The organism is Kribbella sp. NPDC104218, from assembly GCF_055584105.1.
In genome coordinates, this window is the sequence record NZ_JBVJMQ010000002.1 from 1,049,010 (window position 1) to 1,066,316 (window position 17,307).

At 68.5% G+C, this 17,307-nt stretch carries 17 protein-coding genes; 6 read left to right on the forward strand and 11 right to left on the reverse strand.

What is annotated here, in order from left to right; all coding sequences use genetic code 11:
* Window position 1 precedes the first annotated feature (1 nt).
* Entirely contained in the window at window positions 2–574 is a 573-nt protein-coding gene (locus ACZ6ZD_RS20720; protein WP_465674434.1) for a 2'-5' RNA ligase family protein, read from the forward strand.
* Here the strand turns inward: ACZ6ZD_RS20720 and ACZ6ZD_RS20725 are convergent.
* Window positions 527–1,720, reverse strand: a complete 1,194-nt coding sequence (locus ACZ6ZD_RS20725) for an MFS transporter (RefSeq protein WP_465674436.1) — start codon at window positions 1,718–1,720, stop codon at window positions 527–529. The genes ACZ6ZD_RS20720 and ACZ6ZD_RS20725 overlap by 48 nt on opposite strands.
* 438 nt (window positions 1,721–2,158) lie before the next feature.
* Between ACZ6ZD_RS20725 and ACZ6ZD_RS20730 the strand changes: the two genes are divergently transcribed.
* The 3 genes from ACZ6ZD_RS20730 (at window position 2,159) to ACZ6ZD_RS20740 (ending at window position 6,894) form a co-directional block, all read left to right on the forward strand.
* The gene (locus ACZ6ZD_RS20730) at window positions 2,159–3,823 is read left to right on the forward strand and encodes an ABC transporter ATP-binding protein (RefSeq protein ID WP_465674438.1); all 1,665 of its coding nucleotides are present in this window, start codon (window positions 2,159–2,161) and stop codon (window positions 3,821–3,823) included.
* Window positions 3,820–5,676, forward strand: a complete 1,857-nt coding sequence (locus ACZ6ZD_RS20735; RefSeq protein WP_465674440.1) for an ABC transporter ATP-binding protein — start codon at window positions 3,820–3,822, stop codon at window positions 5,674–5,676. The genes ACZ6ZD_RS20730 and ACZ6ZD_RS20735 overlap by 4 nt, the downstream gene beginning before the upstream one ends.
* A 69-nt stretch (window positions 5,677–5,745) precedes the next feature.
* Window positions 5,746–6,894, forward strand: coding sequence for an AAA family ATPase (locus ACZ6ZD_RS20740; RefSeq protein WP_465674442.1), 1,149 nt, complete (start codon window positions 5,746–5,748; stop codon window positions 6,892–6,894).
* Window positions 6,895–6,896: 2 nt separating this feature from the next.
* On the opposite strand, the gene ACZ6ZD_RS20745 is transcribed toward ACZ6ZD_RS20740, so the two are convergent.
* From ACZ6ZD_RS20745 to ACZ6ZD_RS20775, 7 genes are all read right to left on the reverse strand, one after another.
* Complete coding sequence (locus ACZ6ZD_RS20745; RefSeq protein WP_465674444.1) at window positions 6,897–7,469, reverse strand: dihydrofolate reductase family protein; 573 nt, start codon at window positions 7,467–7,469, stop codon at window positions 6,897–6,899.
* 84 nt (window positions 7,470–7,553) lie between these two features.
* On the reverse strand, window positions 7,554–8,390 hold the full coding sequence (locus ACZ6ZD_RS20750; RefSeq protein WP_465674446.1) for a hypothetical protein: 837 nt from the start codon (window positions 8,388–8,390) through the stop codon (window positions 7,554–7,556).
* A 1-nt stretch (window position 8,391) separates the two neighbouring features.
* Entirely contained in the window at window positions 8,392–9,120 is a 729-nt protein-coding gene (locus tag ACZ6ZD_RS20755; RefSeq protein WP_465674448.1) for a CDP-alcohol phosphatidyltransferase family protein, read from the reverse strand.
* 179 nt (window positions 9,121–9,299) lie between these two features.
* Window positions 9,300–9,734, reverse strand: coding sequence for a nitroreductase family deazaflavin-dependent oxidoreductase (locus tag ACZ6ZD_RS20760; RefSeq protein WP_465674450.1), 435 nt, complete (start codon window positions 9,732–9,734; stop codon window positions 9,300–9,302).
* A gap of 49 nt (window positions 9,735–9,783) precedes the next feature.
* Window positions 9,784–10,185 carry a hypothetical protein gene (locus ACZ6ZD_RS20765; protein ID WP_465674452.1) on the reverse strand — a complete coding sequence of 134 codons (402 nt, stop codon included), beginning with the start codon at window positions 10,183–10,185 and terminating at the stop codon, window positions 9,784–9,786.
* 27 nt (window positions 10,186–10,212) lie between these two features.
* Entirely contained in the window at window positions 10,213–11,307 is a 1,095-nt protein-coding gene (locus ACZ6ZD_RS20770) for a PP2C family protein-serine/threonine phosphatase (RefSeq protein ID WP_465674453.1), read from the reverse strand.
* Window positions 11,308–11,369: 62 nt separating this feature from the next.
* On the reverse strand, window positions 11,370–12,194 hold the full coding sequence (locus tag ACZ6ZD_RS20775) for an Fpg/Nei family DNA glycosylase (RefSeq protein WP_465674455.1): 825 nt from the start codon (window positions 12,192–12,194) through the stop codon (window positions 11,370–11,372).
* 10 nt (window positions 12,195–12,204) lie between these two features.
* Here ACZ6ZD_RS20775 and ACZ6ZD_RS20780 point away from each other — a divergent pair, with 10 nt between their 5' ends.
* Window positions 12,205–12,405, forward strand: coding sequence for a hypothetical protein (locus tag ACZ6ZD_RS20780; protein ID WP_465674457.1), 201 nt, complete (start codon window positions 12,205–12,207; stop codon window positions 12,403–12,405).
* Here the strand turns inward: ACZ6ZD_RS20780 and ACZ6ZD_RS20785 are convergent.
* The 3 genes from ACZ6ZD_RS20785 to ACZ6ZD_RS20795 all read right to left on the reverse strand — a co-directional run bounded on the left by ACZ6ZD_RS20785 (window position 12,369) and on the right by ACZ6ZD_RS20795 (window position 14,599).
* Entirely contained in the window at window positions 12,369–12,836 is a 468-nt protein-coding gene (locus ACZ6ZD_RS20785) for a ribose-5-phosphate isomerase (RefSeq protein WP_465674459.1), read from the reverse strand. The genes ACZ6ZD_RS20780 and ACZ6ZD_RS20785 overlap by 37 nt on opposite strands.
* A 10-nt stretch (window positions 12,837–12,846) precedes the next feature.
* Window positions 12,847–13,887 carry a hypothetical protein gene (locus tag ACZ6ZD_RS20790; protein ID WP_465674461.1) on the reverse strand — a complete coding sequence of 347 codons (1,041 nt, stop codon included), beginning with the start codon at window positions 13,885–13,887 and terminating at the stop codon, window positions 12,847–12,849.
* A gap of 115 nt (window positions 13,888–14,002) precedes the next feature.
* Window positions 14,003–14,599: a mycothiol-dependent nitroreductase Rv2466c family protein gene (locus ACZ6ZD_RS20795; protein ID WP_465674462.1), complete on the reverse strand. Its 597-nt coding sequence runs from the start codon at window positions 14,597–14,599 to the stop codon at window positions 14,003–14,005.
* A gap of 108 nt (window positions 14,600–14,707) precedes the next feature.
* On the opposite strand from ACZ6ZD_RS20795, the gene pepN reads away from it, so the two are divergent.
* Window positions 14,708–17,278 carry an aminopeptidase N gene (gene pepN, locus ACZ6ZD_RS20800; protein ID WP_465674464.1) on the forward strand — a complete coding sequence of 857 codons (2,571 nt, stop codon included), beginning with the start codon at window positions 14,708–14,710 and terminating at the stop codon, window positions 17,276–17,278.
* Window positions 17,279–17,307: the final 29 nt, after the last annotated feature.

Sequence of the window (17,307 nt, forward strand, 5' to 3'; positions counted from 1 at the left end):
CGTGAACTTGTTCGTCGGCGAGTTGGAGCGGCTGGTTCAGGAGTACCAGCGGGAGTTGGCGGCACTGGCTGGGTTTGATCTCATTCCGGCCCAGTGGCTTCATCTGACGATGCAGGGGGTCGGGCACGTTGGCGAGGTGTCTGACGCGCAGGTCGAGGACCTGTTGCGGGCCGCTCGCTGGCGGCTGGCCGCGCTGCCGCCGGTTCGGGTGCGGTTTCACCTGCCGGTGCTGCACACGGAGGCAGTCGTGTTGCCGCCGCAGCCCGCTACGCCTTTCCACGAGATGCGGTCGGCCGTTCGGGAGGCGATCGCTGAAGTGTTCGGGGAGGTGCCGGAGCGGGCCGACGGGTTCAGGCCGCATGTCAGCCTCGCGTATGTGAACGCTGCGCAGCCTGCGGCTGCTGCCACCGCGGCGATTGCGCGGGTGGCGACGCAACCGGCCGAGGTGACCGTCGGCGCGGTGTCGCTGATCGAGATGCATCGGGACAACCGCATGTACGAGTGGCGGACTGTTGAGGCTGTGCCGCTAGGTCAGGGTGCGGGTGTGGCGGAGGGGGGAGAGGGTGGCGGTTAGGACGGCGGTGAGGGTGCCGAGGGTGGCTAGGAGGAGGGTGGGGCGGAGGCCGAGGGTGGTGGCCAGGAGGCCGGCTAGGGCGGCGCCTAGGGTTTGGCCGCCGATGACGAGGGTGCGCCAGGTGGCGGTGGCTTGGGCTAGGTGGTGGGTGGGGATGAGGGACTGGCGGAGGGTGCGTTGGGGGACGCCGTAGAGGGCCATGCCGAGGCCGGCGACGGCTTGGCCCAGGAAGATGACGGGGGTCAGGGCAGAGGCCATTGCGATGCCGGAGAGGGAGGCCAGGAACTGACCGGAGAGGTAGCTGGGGCCGATGCCGATCCGCCTGGACCAGGCGGGGGCGAGGAGGGTGCCTACGACGGCTGCTACGCCTGAGGTGGTCAGTGCGATGCCGACGTACGCCGGGGCCCAGTGCAGCTCACGGACCAGGAACAGCACGACGAGCGGGCCCTGCATCGCGCCGAACAGGGCGCCCAGGGTTGCGGACAGTGTGAGTGGACCTAGTAGGCGATCGCTGAAGAGCACGCGCAGGCCAGTGGAGAGCCGCACGCGTTCTGTGTCGGCGACCTGCTCTCTGACAGGCTCCCGGAGCCGGTACGACGCGACGGCTGACACGACGTACGACACCGCGTCGAAAAGGATCGCGAACGGCGCAGTCACCACCTGCACCAGCAGACCGGCCGCAGAAGGCCCGACTGTCGACGCGACGTTCGCGTTGAGCATCAGCGCGCTGTTCGCCCGCATCAGGTCCGGACGCCGAACCAACGCCGGAGTCAGCGTCTGCGAAGCCGTGTCCGCCAGTAGCGTCAACGCACCGACCAGTACGGCGACGCAGTACAGCTGCCACATCCGCAGGACGCCGAGCGCGGCCGCCGCAGGGATCGACCCCAGCACCACAGCCCGCCCGACGTCGCCGATCACGAGCAGCCAGCGCAGCGAGCACCGCCGCGCCACCAGCCCCGCAGGCAGGCCGAACACCAGATGCGGCAACACAGTCAACGCCGAGAGCAGTCCCATCTCCCACGGCGCCGCCTCCAGCGTCACCACCGCGATCAGCGGTAACGCGACCGACGTGATCGAGCTGCCGGCCATCGAGACCAGCTGGCCGACCCACAGCTTGCCGAACTCGCCTCGCGGCACCCAGACCATGCCGAGCAACCTGCCACCCCGAGCCACCCGCCGACTACAGCTGTTCGCCGCGAGGGCAGCCCGGACGACGCGCGGGGTGCCTGCGAAATTGCACGAAGTGGCAATCGAGCCGCCGATCTATCACGGTTCGCAATGACTGTGACCCCGGTCACCGCTTGGGCGCCGGCGGGCCTATTGCAACCAGTGGTAATTCATCCACCGGGAATGGAAAACGGACGACAAGCGCTTACCTGGTGAGCGATACTGGAAAGTGCGCCGATTTCCGGTCGCGAACCCCCGTGCCGATTGATGATGGGAAGTGCGCCCGTCCAGATGCCCTCAGAGTCCCCTGTCCAAGCGCCCTCGATCGCAGATCCCTCTCCACGAGCTCCTGAACGCAGCCGCAACCTGTGGCGGCTCCGGCCTTATCTGAGGCCGCACCGCTGGCGGCTGGTGCTGATGTTCTCCACCGCCATGCTGGGCGTCGGAGTCAGCCTTTCGGTCCCCCTGGTCACCCGGGCCATCATCGACGGCCCCGTCACCCGCCGCGAGCTCGACCTGCTGGTCCCGCTCGCCTTTCTCGCCCTCGGCCTCAGCGTCGCCGAAGTGATCCTGGTCTGGGTCCGCCGGATGGCGCAGTCCCGCACCGTCAGCGACCTGGAGGCCTCGCTCCGGCACGACCTCTACGTGCGGCTGCAGTCGCTGCCGATGGAGTTCCACACCCGCTGGCAGAGCGGTCAGCTGCTCTCCCGCGTCACCACCGACCTGTCCACGATTCGCCGGTTCATGGGCTTCGGCCTGCTGTTCCTCGTGATGAACATCCTGCAGCTGATCGTGGTCACGATCCTGCTGCTGCGGCTGTACTGGCCGCTCGGCGTCGTCGTCCTGGCGGCGGCCGTGCCGATCGTCTGGCTGTCGCTGCGCTTCGAGAAGAAGTACCTGCTGATCTCCCGCGAGGTGCAGGACCAGCAGGGCGATCTGGCCACCCGGATCGAGGAGTCGGCGCTCGGCTTCCGGGTCGTGAAGGCGTTCGGACGCCGGGCGCACGTGCAGGGCCAGTTCGACGACGAGGCGATCAAGCTCTACAACACCGAGGTGGAGAAGGTCCGGCTCGCCTCCCGGTTCTGGAGCTTCCTCGGCGTCATCCCGAACCTGACGCTCGTGATCGTGCTGCTGCTCGGCGCGCTCGCCGTCGGCCGGGAGGCGGTCACCCTCGGGACGCTGGTCGCCTTCATCACGCTGATGCTGTCGCTGGTCTGGCCGGTCACCTCACTCGGCGCCATCCTCGCGATGTCACAGGAGGCGATGACCGCGGCGGACCGGATCAGCGAGATCCTCGACACCCACTCGGTGATCAAGTCCGGACCGGTCGAGCTGACCGGCGCGCGGGGGCACCTGCGCTTCGAGCACGTCGGCTTCGCCTTCTCCGACGACTCCACCGAGATCCTGCACGACATCAACCTCGACCTCACCCCCGGGACGACGCTGGCCCTGGTCGGCGCCACCGGCTCGGGCAAGACCACGCTGACCGCGCTGGTCCCCCGCCTGTACGACGTCACCGCCGGGCGGATCACCATCGACGGGTACGACGTCCGGGAGCTCAGCCTGAACTCACTGCGGACAGCTGTCGCGTCGGCGTTCGACGACCCGACGCTGTTCTCGATGAGCGTCCGGGAGAACCTCACCCTCGGCCGTCCGGAGGCGACCGAGGCGGACATCCAGCAGGCGCTGCAGGTGGCGCAGGCCGAGTTCGCCAACGACCTGCCGTGGGGGCTCGACACCCGCGTCGGCGAGCAGGGCATGTCGCTGTCCGGTGGCCAGCGCCAGCGGCTCGCGCTGGCTCGGGCAGTGCTGGCCCGGCCGGCCGTTCTGGTCCTCGACGACACCCTGTCGGCGCTCGACGTGCACACCGAGGCTCTGGTCGAGGAGGCGCTGCGCAGTGTGCTCTCCAAGACCACAGGCATCGTCGTCGCCCACCGCGCGTCGACAGTGATGCTGGCCGACCAGGTGGCGTTGCTGCAGGGCGGCACGATCACCCACGTCGGGACCCATCAGGAGTTGCTGGCAACCGTTCCGGCGTACCGGCAGTTGCTAGCGGCGGAAGAAGAGGAGGTGCACGCATGACGACGACCCAGCAGCCACCTCCTCAGCAGGACGATTCTGAGCAGTCCTGGCGCGGTGTCTACGAGGACGAAGGCACCGCGGAGTTGTCGAAGGCAACGACCGTCCGCCTCAAGGAGGACTCCCGCAAGCTGCTCGGTGAGCTGCTGCGGCCCTACAAGAAGCTGATCTGGCTGCTGGTCGTGATCGTCGTCGTGGAGAACGCAGCGCGGCTCGCCGTGCCGTACCTCGTCCACCTCGGCATCGACAACGGCATCCCGCCGATTCTGGCCGGTGAGGGCCCACAGGTCCTGATCACCGTCGTGATCGCGGTTCTGGTCAGCGCGCTGCTTCAGGCGTTCACGAGGCAGCTCTTCCTGATGCGGTCCGGCCGGCTCGGGCAGACGATCCTGCTAGGCCTCCGGCGCCGCGTCTTCGACCACTTCCAGCGGCTGAGCCCGGCGTTCCACGACAAGTACACGTCGGGCCGGGTGATCTCTCGGCTGACCTCGGACGTCGCAGTCATCGACGAAATGCTCGCTACGGGTTTCGACGGCCTGGTGACGGCCGTGCTGACCCTGCTGGGTACGTCGGTGCTGCTGCTGGTGCTCGACCTCAAACTCGGTCTGATCGCGCTGCTGTCGTTTCCGGTACTGCTTCTGCTGACGGCGTGGTTCCGGCGCCGCTCGGCCGTGGTGTACCGGCGGACGCGCGAGGCCGTCGTCCTCGTCATCGTGCACTTCGTCGAGTCGATGACCGGGATCCGCGCGGTGCAGGCGTTCCGCCGCGAGCCGCGGAACGAGGAGATCTTCCACGGCGTCAACGACCAGTACCGCGAAGCGAACTACGAGTCGTTCCGGCTGAACGCGATCTTCATGCCGTCGATCAAGGGCGTCGGCAACATCACGATCGTCGCCATCCTCGCGTACGGCGGCTACCAGGCCTACCACGGCCACGTGACCGTCGGTGTGCTGACCGCGTTCCTGCTGTACCTGCGGCAGTTCTTCGAGCCGCTGCAGGAGATCTCGCAGTTCTACAACACCTTCCTGTCCGCCAGTGCCGCGCTGGAGAAGCTGTCCGGCGTGCTGAACGAGGAGCCGGACGTGCCGGAGCCGGCCAAGCCGGTGCGGCCCGCCAACTCGCGTGGGCACCTCGAGCTGCGCGGAGTGCGCTTCCAGTACGTCGACGGCGTCACAGTGCTGCCAGGTCTCGATCTGGACGTGCCAGCCGGTCAGACGCTCGCCCTGGTCGGCACGACGGGCGCAGGCAAGACGACGATCGCCAAACTGGTGTCGCGGTTCTACGACCCGACCGGCGGGCGCGTGCTGCTCGACGGCCAGGACCTGCGCGACCTCAGCGAGGACGACCTGCGCGAGCGGGTCGTGATGGTGACCCAGGAGAACTTCCTGTTCACCGGCTCGGTCGCCGACAACATCCGGTTCGGCAAGCCGGACGCGACCCTCGACGAGGTGGTCGAGGCCGCGAAGGTGATCGGCGCGCACGAGTTCATCACCGCCCTGCCGAACGGTTACGAGACCCAGGTCGAGAAGCGCGGTAGCCGGTTGTCCGCCGGTCAGCGCCAGCTCGTCGCGTTCGCCAGGGCCTTCCTGGCCGACCCCGCCGTACTCATCCTGGACGAGGCGACGTCCAGCCTGGACATCCCCAGCGAACGCCTCATCCAGCGTGCGCTCCGCACCATCCTCGCGGACCGCACGGCCATCGTGATCGCCCACCGTCTCTCCACCGTAGAGACCGCGGACCGGGTCCTGGTCCTGGAGCACGGCCAGATCCTCGAAGACGGTCCCCCCGACGTCCTGACCGGCACCGGAGGCCACTACGCCGGCCTCCACCGAGCCTGGGAAGACTCCCTGGCCTGACGCGCGGTCTGTACCGGCCCCCTTCGGCACCTCACAGAGGTTGTCGGAGGGGGTCGGTACGTTGGCGGCATGCTGAACGCGCTGGCAGTCGAGGGGTACCGGTCGCTGCGACGAGTCATCGTGCCGCTGCGGCGGCTGAACGTCGTAACGGGCGCGAACGGCACCGGCAAGTCCAGCCTCTATCGGGCGTTGCGGCTGCTGGCGGATGCCTCTCGGAACGGCGCTGTGACCGCGCTGGCGCGCGAGGGCGGGCTCGACTCGACACTGTGGGCCGGGCCGGAGTTCGTCCGACACGACCGGCCCGTGCAAGGCACTACGCGAATGGGTCCGGTCTCCCTGCGGATGGGGTTCGCCAGCGACGACTACGGCTACCTGATGGATCTCGGGCTGCCGATTCCCAGCCACAGCATGTTCGGGCGCGACCCGGAGATCAAACGCGAGTCGCTGTGGTCAGGGCCGTTCCTGCGACCGGCGTCCCTCTTGGTGGAGCGCAGCAACAGTCAAGTGCGGATCCGGGCCTCCAGCGGCCAATGGGAACAGGCCGGGCAAGAGCTGTCGACCTTCGACAGCATGCTCAGCCAGTTCGCTGATCCGCAGCGAGCGCCGGAGCTCCTGCTCGTGCGGGAGCGAATGCGGTCCTGGCGCTTCTACGACCACCTCCGGACGGACGCCGATGCTCCGGCTCGTCAGGCCCATCTGGGCACGCGGACGCCGATCCTCGGTCCAGAAGGCGCAGACCTGGCCGCAGCGCTGCAGACCATCGAGGAGATCGGCCCAGCGGGCGCCGTCGCCGAAGCGGTCGACCAGGCGTTCCCTGGCAGCCGCGTGGCCATCAACGACCACGCCGGCCGTTTCGAAATCGCCTTCCACCAGCACGGCCTGCTGCGGCCGCTGTCCGGTGCAGAGCTGTCAGACGGGACGCTGCGCTACCTGCTGTGGGTAGCGGCACTGCTGACACCGCGGCCGCCGGAGCTGCTCGTGCTCAACGAGCCCGAGACCAGTCTGCATCCGGATCTGCTGCCTGCCTTGGCGAACCTCGTGGTGACGGCCGCCAAGACGACGCAGGTGATCCTGGTGACGCACTCCCGGCCATTCCTGGCCGCGCTCGACGCGCTGGACGACCTGCACACGATCGAGCTGGTCAAGGACCTCGGCGCCACGACCATCGCCGGGCAGGGACCGCTCGACGAACCGCCGTGGAAGTGGCCCAAGCGCTGACGTCAGCGCTTGACGTCGTACACGAGCTTCTGGATGCCGTTGGCGTAGGTCTCGCTCTCGACGACGGTCAGCTGCTGCTTGTCCTTGTCGGTGTCGCTGAACAGCCGCTTGCCGGCGCCCAGCAGGACCGGGAAGACGAGCAGGCTGTAGCGGTCGATCAGGCCGGCATCGGCGAGGTTGCGGTTCAGGGTGGCGCTGCCGTGGATGCTGATCGGGCCGCCCTCGGTCTCCTTCAGCGCGGCGACGTCGTCCAGCGTGCGCAGGATGGTGATGTCACCCCAGTTGTCGACCAGGTCGGCCTCCTGCAGGGTGCTGGACACGACGTACTTCGGCATCGCGTTGTACTTGGGGAAATCCGCCAGCGTCGGCCACACCGGCGCGAACGCCTCGTAGCTGACCCGGCCGATCAGCATCGCGGTCGCCTCGTCCTGCTCGCGGCCCTTCAGCTCGTACGCCGCCTCGACGAAGTCGAGATCCTTGAACGTCCAGCCGGAGCTCCGGTGGCCGGGCTCGCCGCCCGGGGCCTCGACGACGCCGTCGAGCGAAACGAACGCGGTGGTGATCAGGGTACGCATCGGAAACTCCTCGGGTTCTGAACTGCTGTCATCACTGCGTCGACCGGATCGCAGCCCAGTCGACATCCGCCAAAGTGACCTGAGTCACACCTTGACGGACTCGAAGCGGACGAGGACAAGGGAGCCCGCCGCCGACAGCAGGAAGCCGAGCGCGGCGAGCGGCCACCAGCCCGCGCGGACGGCGTCGTCCAGGACGAAAACACCGACCGCGGCCGGCGTGATCGTCTGCAGCGCGATCATCGGCGTGGTCGCCAGGGTGACCGAACCACGTTGCAGCGCGAGCGAGTAGAGGACGAACGCCAGCGCGCCACTCAGCGGCAGCGTGTACGACGAGGGGCTGCTCAGCAGCGCACCGATCGAGCTGTCGTCGAGCAATCGGGCCGAGATGGCCACACCGGCGTAGCCGAGGCCCGCGAGCATTCCCAGGATCGCTGTGGACGCACCACGCGACGAACGGCTGGCCACAGCACCTAGTACCGCAATGGCGAGCAGACCGACCACGATGCCGACAGTCAGCACGTGATGCGGTGCGTTCTCCCCCGCATGGCCCGCAGCAACCGCCAGCAGGCCCAGACCGACGCAGACCGCGATAACCGCTGACCACTCCAGCAAACTGAGCTGGTCGGACATCAGCCGAGTCGCGAGCAGCGCAGTGACCACCAGACTGACTGCGATACCAGCCTGAGCCAGGTAGAGCGGCAGCAACCGCAGCGCGACGAAGTGCAGGACGAAGCCGGCCAGCTGCAACGCCAGCGCACCCAGGAAGGCGGGCTGGCGCAGCAGCGCGACAACGAAGCCGAAGAACCGCCGTGGGCTCAGCTCCGACTCGGTGGGCACCTTGCGGGAGCCGACGGCCTGCAGGATCGCAGCGATTCCGAACAGCACCGCGGCAGCGAGCGCCGCACTCAGGCCGAGGAACAAGTCAGGCAACCTTGCGCCGCGGCACCCAGAACGTCAGGTACAGACTGAGCGCCCCGTAGTACACGAGATAGGCGAGCGAGATCGCCACCACCAGCGGATGCGGGTTCGGCATCTGGGCCAGCAGGACGGCGTACGACGCCAGCCAGATCGCCGTCGTCAGCAGGTTCAGCGGGCGGAAGGCCTTGGTCCGCGACGGGTAGACGTACTTGACCGGCACGAAGACCAGCACCGAGCAGATCAGCAGAATCACCCCAGTGGTCGCCGGGCTGAGGCCGAGGACCACGACGTAGAAGGCGACGACGTTCCAGTAGCTGGGGAAGCCGAGGAAGAAGTGGTCGTCGGTCTTCGCGTCGGTACGGCAGAACTGGTAGCTCGACGCCAGCAACGGCAGCGCGGCCAGCACGGCGCCCCACGCGCCGGACGGCAGGTAACCGCCGGACCAGAGCAGAACGATCGGAGCGAACGCGTAGGTCAGGTAGTCGACGATGTTGTCCAGCATCGCGCCGTCGAACCACGGGATGGTCTCCTTGACCCGCAGCTTGCGGGCGAGCATCCCGTCGGTCCCGTCGATGACGAGGGCCGCGAGGCCGAGCCACAGGGCGCGGACGGCGTCGCCGTCGATGGCAGCGATGACGATCAGCAGCGCGAGCACGGTTCCGCTCGCGGTATAGGCGTGCAGCGCCAGTCCGGCCAGACGCAACCGCGTCGACCCGACGAACGGCTCCCGCACCGCGTCGTGTGTGGTCAGGACGACTCCCAGAACTCGGACGACGCAGCGCGCCGGGCCGAGTCGACTCGAACCGGCCGCCGCCAGCGTCTCACAGAGCCGGTCCCGTGTTCGTCACCGGCTGTTCACACACGCCGCATCGGTGCGCGGACCTCCCCGAAGGCCCGCGCCCGGAGCGGGCCTCAGGAAGCGGGCTCGAGCAGGAAGAACGGCATCTTCCGCGTCGTCTTGGTCTTGTACTCCTCGTAGGGCGGGTAGGCGGCGACGGCCAGCTCCCACCACTCGTCGTACTCGGCGCCGTCGATCTCGCGCGCGACCAGCTCGAGGGTCTGGTCACCGTCCTGCACGGTCACGTTCGGGTCGGCCTTGAGGTTGTAGTACCAGACCGGGTTCTTCGGCGCGCCGCCGAGGGAGGCCACCGCGCAGTACACGCCGTCGCGCTCGACCCGCATCACCGGGGTCTTGCGGATCTTGCCGGACTTCGCGCCGCGCATCGTCAGCACGACGATCTTCAGGCCCATCACGTCGGCGACGTCGGTGGTGCCGGCCTCGAGGATCTGCTCCACGTGACCGCGCGCGAAGTCGGAGGAGCTCGGGACGTATTCGTCGGTTGTCATGTCATCCATGGTAATAGTGACGCATCACCATCACCACCTCAGTCAGATGTCAAGGTGCGCACGACTGTAGCTGAGTGGCCGTCGCGATCGTGGCCTCGATCCAGCGGCGGCGCAGGAAGTGGGCTTTGAGCAGGCGGTGCATGCCGTCCAGGACGACGAGCCGGCCGCGGTAGGCGACCAGGTTGATCGGCCGGTCGAGGTCGGCGTCCATCACTCGCTGGTAGAGCGTGCGGAAGTTCATCGGGGTCTCGGTGACCTGGTTCGGCGTCACCTTGAACCGCTCGCCGTCGAGCTCCCACAGCGGCAGGTCGAACATCCAGAGCAGGTCCGCGACCTCGACCGGCTCGACCTTCAGGTCGAGGGCCCACAGCTTCTCCAGCTGCCAGTGATGCGGCGGGAAGACCTCGCGGATCTCGGCCGGCATGATCGCGACCAGCTCATCGAACGTCACGACGCAGCAGGCTACAGCGGACCGCGGTCAGCCGTGCGCGAGCCGGTGCACGATGACGATCGCGGAATCGTCGCCCGGTCCCCCGGCGGCCTTGACCAGGACGTCGGCGCCACCGGCGAATCCCTGTGCCACCAGGCGTTCCGCATGCCCGGCCAGCCGGTCAGTACCCCGGCCGATGTCACGCAGCGGCGTCTCGACCATTCCGTCGCTGTAGAGGAACAGCGCATCACCCGGCTTCAGTACGCCATGGTTGGGCTCGAACGCCGGCGCCTCCATCAGACCGAGTAGCGGCCCGTCCGCATCCCGCGACTGCCACCGCCCGGACCAGGCGTCGAACTGGATCGCCGGCGGATGACCGGCGGTGCGGACGGCGAAGTCACCGGTCCGCAGGTCGATCGCCAGGTGGACGACGGTGGCGAAGTCGTCCTCCCAGTCCTGGCGGCGCAGGTAGTGGTTCGCCGACGGCAGGAACTCCTCCACTGGCACGACGCCCAGCAGCCCGCCGAAGGCACCGGACAGCAGCAGAGCGCGCGTCCCCGCGTCGACTCCTTTGCCGGAGACATCGACCAGCGCCACTTCGAGCATGTGGTCGCGAGTCGTCGACACTACGAAGTCCCCGGAGAACTTCGACCGTCCGGCCGAGCGAATCGCCACTTCGGCTCGCCAGCCACTCGGTAGCGGCGGCAGCTCGCCCTGCGCGGTCAGAGTGTCGCGCAGCTCCATCAGCATCGACTCACCGCGCGTACCAGGCACTCCGAGCTGGTTGCGCACCTTCGCGCCCGCTATGACGATCCAGCCGACCACACCGAGCACCAGCACGAAGCCAGTCGTCGGAGTGGGCTGATCACGCGACACCAGAACGAACGACGCGATCATCAGCGTCAGCAAGGTCAGAACAACCAGCTGCCGGAAGCCGAGCACCAGACCGCCGAGCAGCAACGGAATGACCAGCGCGGACGCCGGGACGTGCATCGGCCAAGTAGCACTCGCAGCAGCGACAACCAGCGAGCAGGACAGCAGCGCGAAGAAGGCCAGCGGATGGATCCGGCGGACGCGTCTGACCAGCGCGACGACCCGGCGGCCGACCCGATGCACCAACGCGCGACCGCCGCTCCTGATCATGGTGTGAAGAAGATAACGGCACTCCATGGTCCGCGCACCAGAAAACTTGATAACTGTTCAGATTACTTGCGGGTGAGTCCGGTGCGCTGACATTTGGGGCACCAGAAAAGGTTGCGTCCGGCCAGGATCTCGGTGCGCACCACCGACTGGCAGACGTAGCAACGCTGCCCCTGACGGCGGTAGACGTACACCTCGCCGCCGTGGTCGTCCTGCCGCGGATCGCGCCCCATCGCCTCCGGCGTGTGGTCGTCGGCAACGGTGTCGATGCGACCGGTCTCGACGCCGTACTTCATCAGCTCGAGCAGGTCGTCCCACATGCCTTGCCACTCACGCTTCTTGACCAGATGACCGCGGGTCATCGGGTGCAGCTTGGCGCGGAACAGCACCTCGGCGCGGTAGACGTTGCCCACACCGCTCAACACGTCCTGGTTCATCAGCAGCTGCCCGATCGGCAGCTTGCTGCGGTGGATCCGCTTCCACGCCAGCTCCGGGTCGGCGTCGTCGCGCAGCGGGTCCGGACCGAGCCGGGAGATCAGCGCCTCCCGCTCGTCGTCGGTGATGACCTCGCAGACGGTCGCACCGCGCAGATCGGCGTACGCCGCGTCGTTCTGCAACCGCAGCCGGACGGCGCCGACCGGCTCCGGGATCGGAGCCGTTCCGAATGAGACCTTGCCGATCAGACCGAGGTGGATGTGCAGCCAGCCCGCGCCCTCGAAGTCCGCCAGGAAGTGCTTGCCGTGGGCCTCTGTCAGCCGCAGCACGTGCCCGTCGAGTAGCGCGGCGCCCTCGATGAAGCGGGCCTGCGGACTGGACGCCCGGACCGGTCGGCCACCGAACGCGTCCCAGACGTCGTTCGCCAGCCGGTGCAGCGTGTGTCCTTCAGGCATGATTCCTCTTATGGCGATTGCAGGTGGCACACCGGCCAAGGGCCGGTCCGGTCCGTCGACACCGGCCGTTGTCGGCGTCAGCCGGTCGATGCGAGCTCGCGACGTCTCCCAGCCGCGCGAGCCGGGCAGACGTCGCGCAGTGCTCCCGCCGGAGCCGGCCGACGCGGACGAAGGTCAGGAGACCGGCGGCAGCTCGCCCGTCGACTCGTAGGCGGTCAGCATGTCGATCCGGCGGGTGTGGCGCTCCTCGCCGGAGTAGTCGGTGGCCAGGAACGCCTCCACGAACCCGGTCGCTTCCTCCGTCGAGTGCATCCGCGCACCGACGCTGACGACGTTCGCGTTGTTGTGCTCGCGCCCCAGCTTCGCGGTGTCGGTGCTCCAGGCCAGTACGGCCCGTACGCCCTTCACCTTGTTCGCTGCGATCTGCTCGCCGTTGCCGGACCCGCCGATCACGATGCCGAGGCTGCCGGGGTCGCCGGCGACGCCCTCACCGGCGCGCAGGCAGAACGGCGGGTAGTCGTCGACCGCGTCGTACACGGCAGGGCCGTGGTCGACGACGTCGTGTCCCGCGGCGGTCAGGTGCTGGACCAGGTGGTTCTTGAGCTCGAAGCCGGCGTGGTCGGAGCCGATGTGCACTCGCATGGAGTGCAATCTACTGATACACCGGAACGCCTGGCAGCTTGGGTGCACCCGACCCGACGTACACAGTGGTCACGTAGCCGCCGTACTTGGGCAGATACGCCCACCAGTCGCTGGAGCGCGGCGGCGCGTCGATGAACTCGCCCTGCCGCTGCCCACTGACCAGCACCTCGACCCCGGCCGGCAGCTGGCCGAGGATGCCGCAGGAGGTGTTCGGCGCCGTCCGCACCCGCACACCCACGCCAGTGGTCTCCAGCCAGCTCCCCGTCGTCCGCACCGCACCCGGTACGACGAGCGCGCGGGTCAGCCGGGTCACATCGGTGTACGCCTTGCCGTACTGCGTGCCGCGCGGATGCAGCGTGTAGACGGACACGATGCAGCGGTCGTTCTTACCGACCGTGCCGGTGGTGTGCAGCGCATCGCTCACCAGGTCGACCGCGCTGTCCAGGGGCTTGGCCCGGTCGGAGCCGAAGCCGCTGGACCCGAGAAAGCCGGACCAGCCCTGTTTGATACTGAAATCAGGATCGAAAACCGAGGCGATCCCGAAGTACTGGTCGAAGCCGTCCGTCCCGTAGCGGGTCGGCTCGTGCAGCAGCTCCATCACGAACTCGCGCACCGGGCGCGGCGCGTGGTCGAGGATGTAGCGGTAGATCCGGACGGTGTCGGCCGCGGTGATCGCCACGTAGCCCCAGAAGCCCGGGTGAGTGGGCGGCGGACCCGCGGTGTGCGTCAGACCGAGCCGCCGCACCATCCGCTCGACGATGGCGGCGCCGCCCCGAGCGTCCCAGTAGTAGCTGGCCGCGTCGTCGTCGCTGCTGCGCAGCATCACTTCGAGCCGGCTCCGGTCCGCGGGGTCGACGCCGTACGCCGGACCGCGGTCCCAGAGCAGGTCGAGGACGATCAGCAGTTTCACCACCGACGCGGAGCGAAACCGATGATCCGCGTCGGACTGTTGCACGAACCGGCCGGTGTGCCGGTCGAACACGGCGATACCGGCGGTCACGCCGGCGGGGACGACTCCGAGCTCGGACTGCCGCTCGTCACGTAACGTCATGTGACACCTACTCACCACTTGAAGAATTCCCGTTGGTGAGCAACCTTCACCGTCTCGGGGTACTCAGTTCAAGCCTTGAACCCTGGACCGAATCGTGCTGGTCAGGGGTTGCACGTCAGTCGAAACTCGGCCGCCGGTCGCGGCTGCGCTTGAGCTCGAAGAAGCCGTCGGTCGCGGCCACCAGGCGGACGCCGTCCCACAGTTTGCCGGCCGCCTCACCGCGCGGGATCGGCGTCACCACCGGCCCGAAGAAGGCCGAGCCCTCGACCGAGATGATCGGCGTCCCGACCTCCATCCCGACCTGGTCCAGCCCGGCGAAATGCGACTTGCGCAGGGCGTCGTCGTACCGGTCGGTGGTCGCGGCCTCGAGCAGGGCGGCCGGCAGGCCCACCTCGGCGAGCGCCTCGGGCAGGACGTTCTCGTCCTGGGTGCCGCGGCGCTCGTTGTGGATGCGGGTGCCGAGCGCGGTGTACAGCGGCAGCAGCACCTCGGCGCCGTGCGCCTGCTCGGCGGCGATCAGCACCCGGGTGATCCCGAGTTTGCGGTGCCAGTTGGCGTCGTGCTCGTCACGCTCCTCGTTCAGCACGGCCAGGCTCATCACGTGCCAGGTCGTCCGGACATCGCGGACCTGCTCGACCTCGAGCATCCAGCGAGACGTCATCCAGGCCCAGGGGCAGGCCGGATCGAACCAGAAATCAGCAGCGGCGGTCATTGAATAAGTATATGAGGTTGCCGAACTAGGTACCGGGTTGGTATCCATCGGCCGATGTCGCGGGGAAACCGTCGGCCAACTCGCGGAGCGGGTGCATAGGATGCCGATATGCCTGGAACCAACCTCACGCGCGACGAGGCGCGTACCCGTGCCGGCGTGGTCAGCGACGTCAGCTACGCGATCGAGCTCGACCTGACCAACGCCCCCGGCGGCGCGCCGACCTTCCCGTCCGTGACCACGATCACCTTCGCCGCGACGGACGGCGCGAGCACGTTCGCCGACCTGATCGCGGACCAGGTCCGCGAGGTGACGCTGAACGGCCGCTCGCTGGCGCCGGACGCGGTGTACGACGGCGCCCGGATCCAGCTCGACGGGCTGGCCGAGCGCAACGAGCTGCGCGTGGTCGCCGACTGCCTGTACTCGCGCACCGGTGAAGGGCTGCACCGCTCGGTCGACCCGGCCGACAAGGAGACCTACCTCTACACGCAGTTCGAGGTGCCGGACGCGCGCCGAGTGTTCGCGACCTTCGAGCAGCCGGACCTGAAGGCGCCGTTCACGTTCACCGTCTCCGCGCCGGCGCGCTGGGTGGTCATCTCGAACTCCCCCACGCCCGAGCCGACGCCGTACGCCGGTCCGAGCGGTGAGGAGCTGGCCCGCTGGGAGTTCCCGCCGACCGAGCGGATGTCGACGTACATCACCGCTGTGGTCGCCGGTCCGTACCACGTGGTCACCGACTCCTACGAGGGCCCGCACGGGACGTACCCGCTGTCGCTGCTGTGCCGGCCGTCGCTCAAGGAGGCGCTGGACACCGAGGACCTGTTCGAGGTGACCAAACAGGGCTTCGCGCTGTTCGAGGAGGCGTTCGGGACGCCGTACCCGTTCCACAAGTACGACCAGGCGTTCGTGCCGGAGTACAACATGGGCGCGATGGAGAACGCCGGCTGCGTGACGCTGCGGGACGAGTACATCTTCCGCAGCCGCACCACACATGCGGAGCTGGAGAGCCGCGCCAACACCGTTCTGCACGAGCTGGCGCACATGTGGTTCGGCGACCTGGTCACGATGACCTGGTGGGACGACCTCTGGCTGAACGAGTCGTTCGCCGAGTGGGCGTCGCACTGGGCGCAGGCCACGGCCACCACGAAGTACGCCGGCGCCTGGACGACGTTCTGCAACGCCCGGAAGAACTGGGCCTACCGGCAGGACCAGCTGCCGTCGACGCACCCCATCGCGGCCGACATGGTCGACTTCCACGCCGTCGAGGTGAACTTCGACGGCATCACCTACGCCAAGGGCGCGTCGACGCTGCGGCAGCTGGTGGCGTTCGTCGGCGAGGACACCTTCATCACCGCGCTGAAGGAGTACTTCGCCGACCACGCGTTCGGCAACACCGAGCTGACCGATCTGCTGAAGCCGCTGGAGAAGGCGTCCGGTCGCGACCTCGACGACTGGACCGAGCGCTGGCTGCGCACCGCCGGTGTGAACACGCTGCGCGCCGACTTCGCCGTCGACGACTCCGGCGCGTTCACCTCGTTCGCGATCGAGCAGAGCGCGGTCGAGAGCTACCCGACGCTGCGGCCGCACCGGCTGGCCGTCGGTCTGTACCGGCGCACCGACGCGGGCCTGGTCCGCACCGACCGGTTCGAGGTGGACATCGACGGTGCGCGTACCGAGCTGACGGAGCTGGTCGGCGCAACACAGCCGGATCTGGTCCTGCTGAACGACGACGACCTCACCTACGCGAAGATCCGGCTGGACGAGCGCTCCCGGGCGACGCTGGTCGAGTCGATCGACCAGCTGACCGAGTCGCTGCCGCGGGCTCTCGCCTGGGGCGCCGCCTGGGACATGACCCGGGACGCCGAGATGCCGGCCAGCCAGTACGTCGGCATCGTGCTGCGCGGCATCCGGGCCGAGAGCGACCTGACCGGCGTCCGCTCGCTGCTCGGCCAGGCCACCAGCGCCATCAACCTGTTCACCGCTCCGGCGAACCGGCCCGCGCTGCGGGCGCAGTTCGAGGAGGCGTTGGCAAGCCTGGTGGCGGACGCCGAAGCCGGTAGCGACCACCAGCTCGCCTTCACGCGGGCGTACACCAGCGCGGTGTTCTCGGACGCCGGTGCGGACCGGCTGGCCGGCTGGCTGGATGGGCGCGACCTGCCGACCGGCCTGGTCGTCGACACCGACCTCCGCTGGACGCTGGTCGTCGCCCTGGCCCGGCTGGGCCGTGTCGGCGCCGACGAGATCGACGACGAGCTGACCCGGGACACCACGATCACCGGCCAGGAGCGGGCCGCACAGGCGCGGGCAGCCCGGCCGACGGCCGAGGCGAAGGAAGAGGCCTGGCGGATCGCGGTCGAGTCGGACGACACCCCGAACGAGACGCAGTACCGGACCATCCTCGGGTTCCAGCAGCCCGGCCAGGAGGAGCTGCTGCGTCCGTACGTCGGCAAGTACCTGACCGCGGCCAAGGACGTCTACACGCGGCTCGGCTCGTCCATGGGCGAGAACGTGCTCGTCAACCTGTCTCCGCGCAACCTGGCCGAGCAGTCGGCGCTGGACGCGCTGACCGAGTGGCTAGCCGCGGAGTCGGCGACCGTGGACGCCCCGACCCGCCGCTACGTCAGCGAGGCGCAGGACGACCTGACGCGCGCGATCGCCGCACAGGTCCGCGACGCGAGCTGATTCGACCGGAACAAGACAGTCCGCACCCG

Excerpts from the sequence above, each read along its gene's own strand:
- ACZ6ZD_RS20735 (WP_465674440.1), top strand. The coding sequence starts at position 3,820 with ATGACGACGACCCAGCAGCCACCTCCTCAGCAGGACGATTCTGAGCAG.
- ACZ6ZD_RS20745 (WP_465674444.1), bottom strand. The coding sequence starts at position 7,469 with ATGCGTACCCTGATCACCACCGCGTTCGTTTCGCTCGACGGCGTCGTC.
- ACZ6ZD_RS20760 (WP_465674450.1), bottom strand. The coding sequence starts at position 9,734 with ATGACAACCGACGAATACGTCCCGAGCTCCTCCGACTTCGCGCGCGGT.
- ACZ6ZD_RS20725 (WP_465674436.1), bottom strand. The coding sequence starts at position 1,720 with ATGGTCTGGGTGCCGCGAGGCGAGTTCGGCAAGCTGTGGGTCGGCCAG.
- ACZ6ZD_RS20740 (WP_465674442.1), top strand. The coding sequence starts at position 5,746 with ATGCTGAACGCGCTGGCAGTCGAGGGGTACCGGTCGCTGCGACGAGTC.
- ACZ6ZD_RS20795 (WP_465674462.1), bottom strand. The coding sequence starts at position 14,599 with ATGACCGCCGCTGCTGATTTCTGGTTCGATCCGGCCTGCCCCTGGGCC.
- pepN (WP_465674464.1), top strand. The coding sequence starts at position 14,708 with ATGCCTGGAACCAACCTCACGCGCGACGAGGCGCGTACCCGTGCCGGC.
- ACZ6ZD_RS20775 (WP_465674455.1), bottom strand. The coding sequence starts at position 12,194 with ATGCCTGAAGGACACACGCTGCACCGGCTGGCGAACGACGTCTGGGAC.
- ACZ6ZD_RS20730 (WP_465674438.1), top strand. The coding sequence starts at position 2,159 with ATGTTCTCCACCGCCATGCTGGGCGTCGGAGTCAGCCTTTCGGTCCCC.
- ACZ6ZD_RS20780 (WP_465674457.1), top strand. The coding sequence starts at position 12,205 with ATGGCGATTGCAGGTGGCACACCGGCCAAGGGCCGGTCCGGTCCGTCG.
- ACZ6ZD_RS20790 (WP_465674461.1), bottom strand. The coding sequence starts at position 13,887 with ATGACGTTACGTGACGAGCGGCAGTCCGAGCTCGGAGTCGTCCCCGCC.
- ACZ6ZD_RS20785 (WP_465674459.1), bottom strand. The coding sequence starts at position 12,836 with ATGCGAGTGCACATCGGCTCCGACCACGCCGGCTTCGAGCTCAAGAAC.
- ACZ6ZD_RS20770 (WP_465674453.1), bottom strand. The coding sequence starts at position 11,307 with ATGATCAGGAGCGGCGGTCGCGCGTTGGTGCATCGGGTCGGCCGCCGG.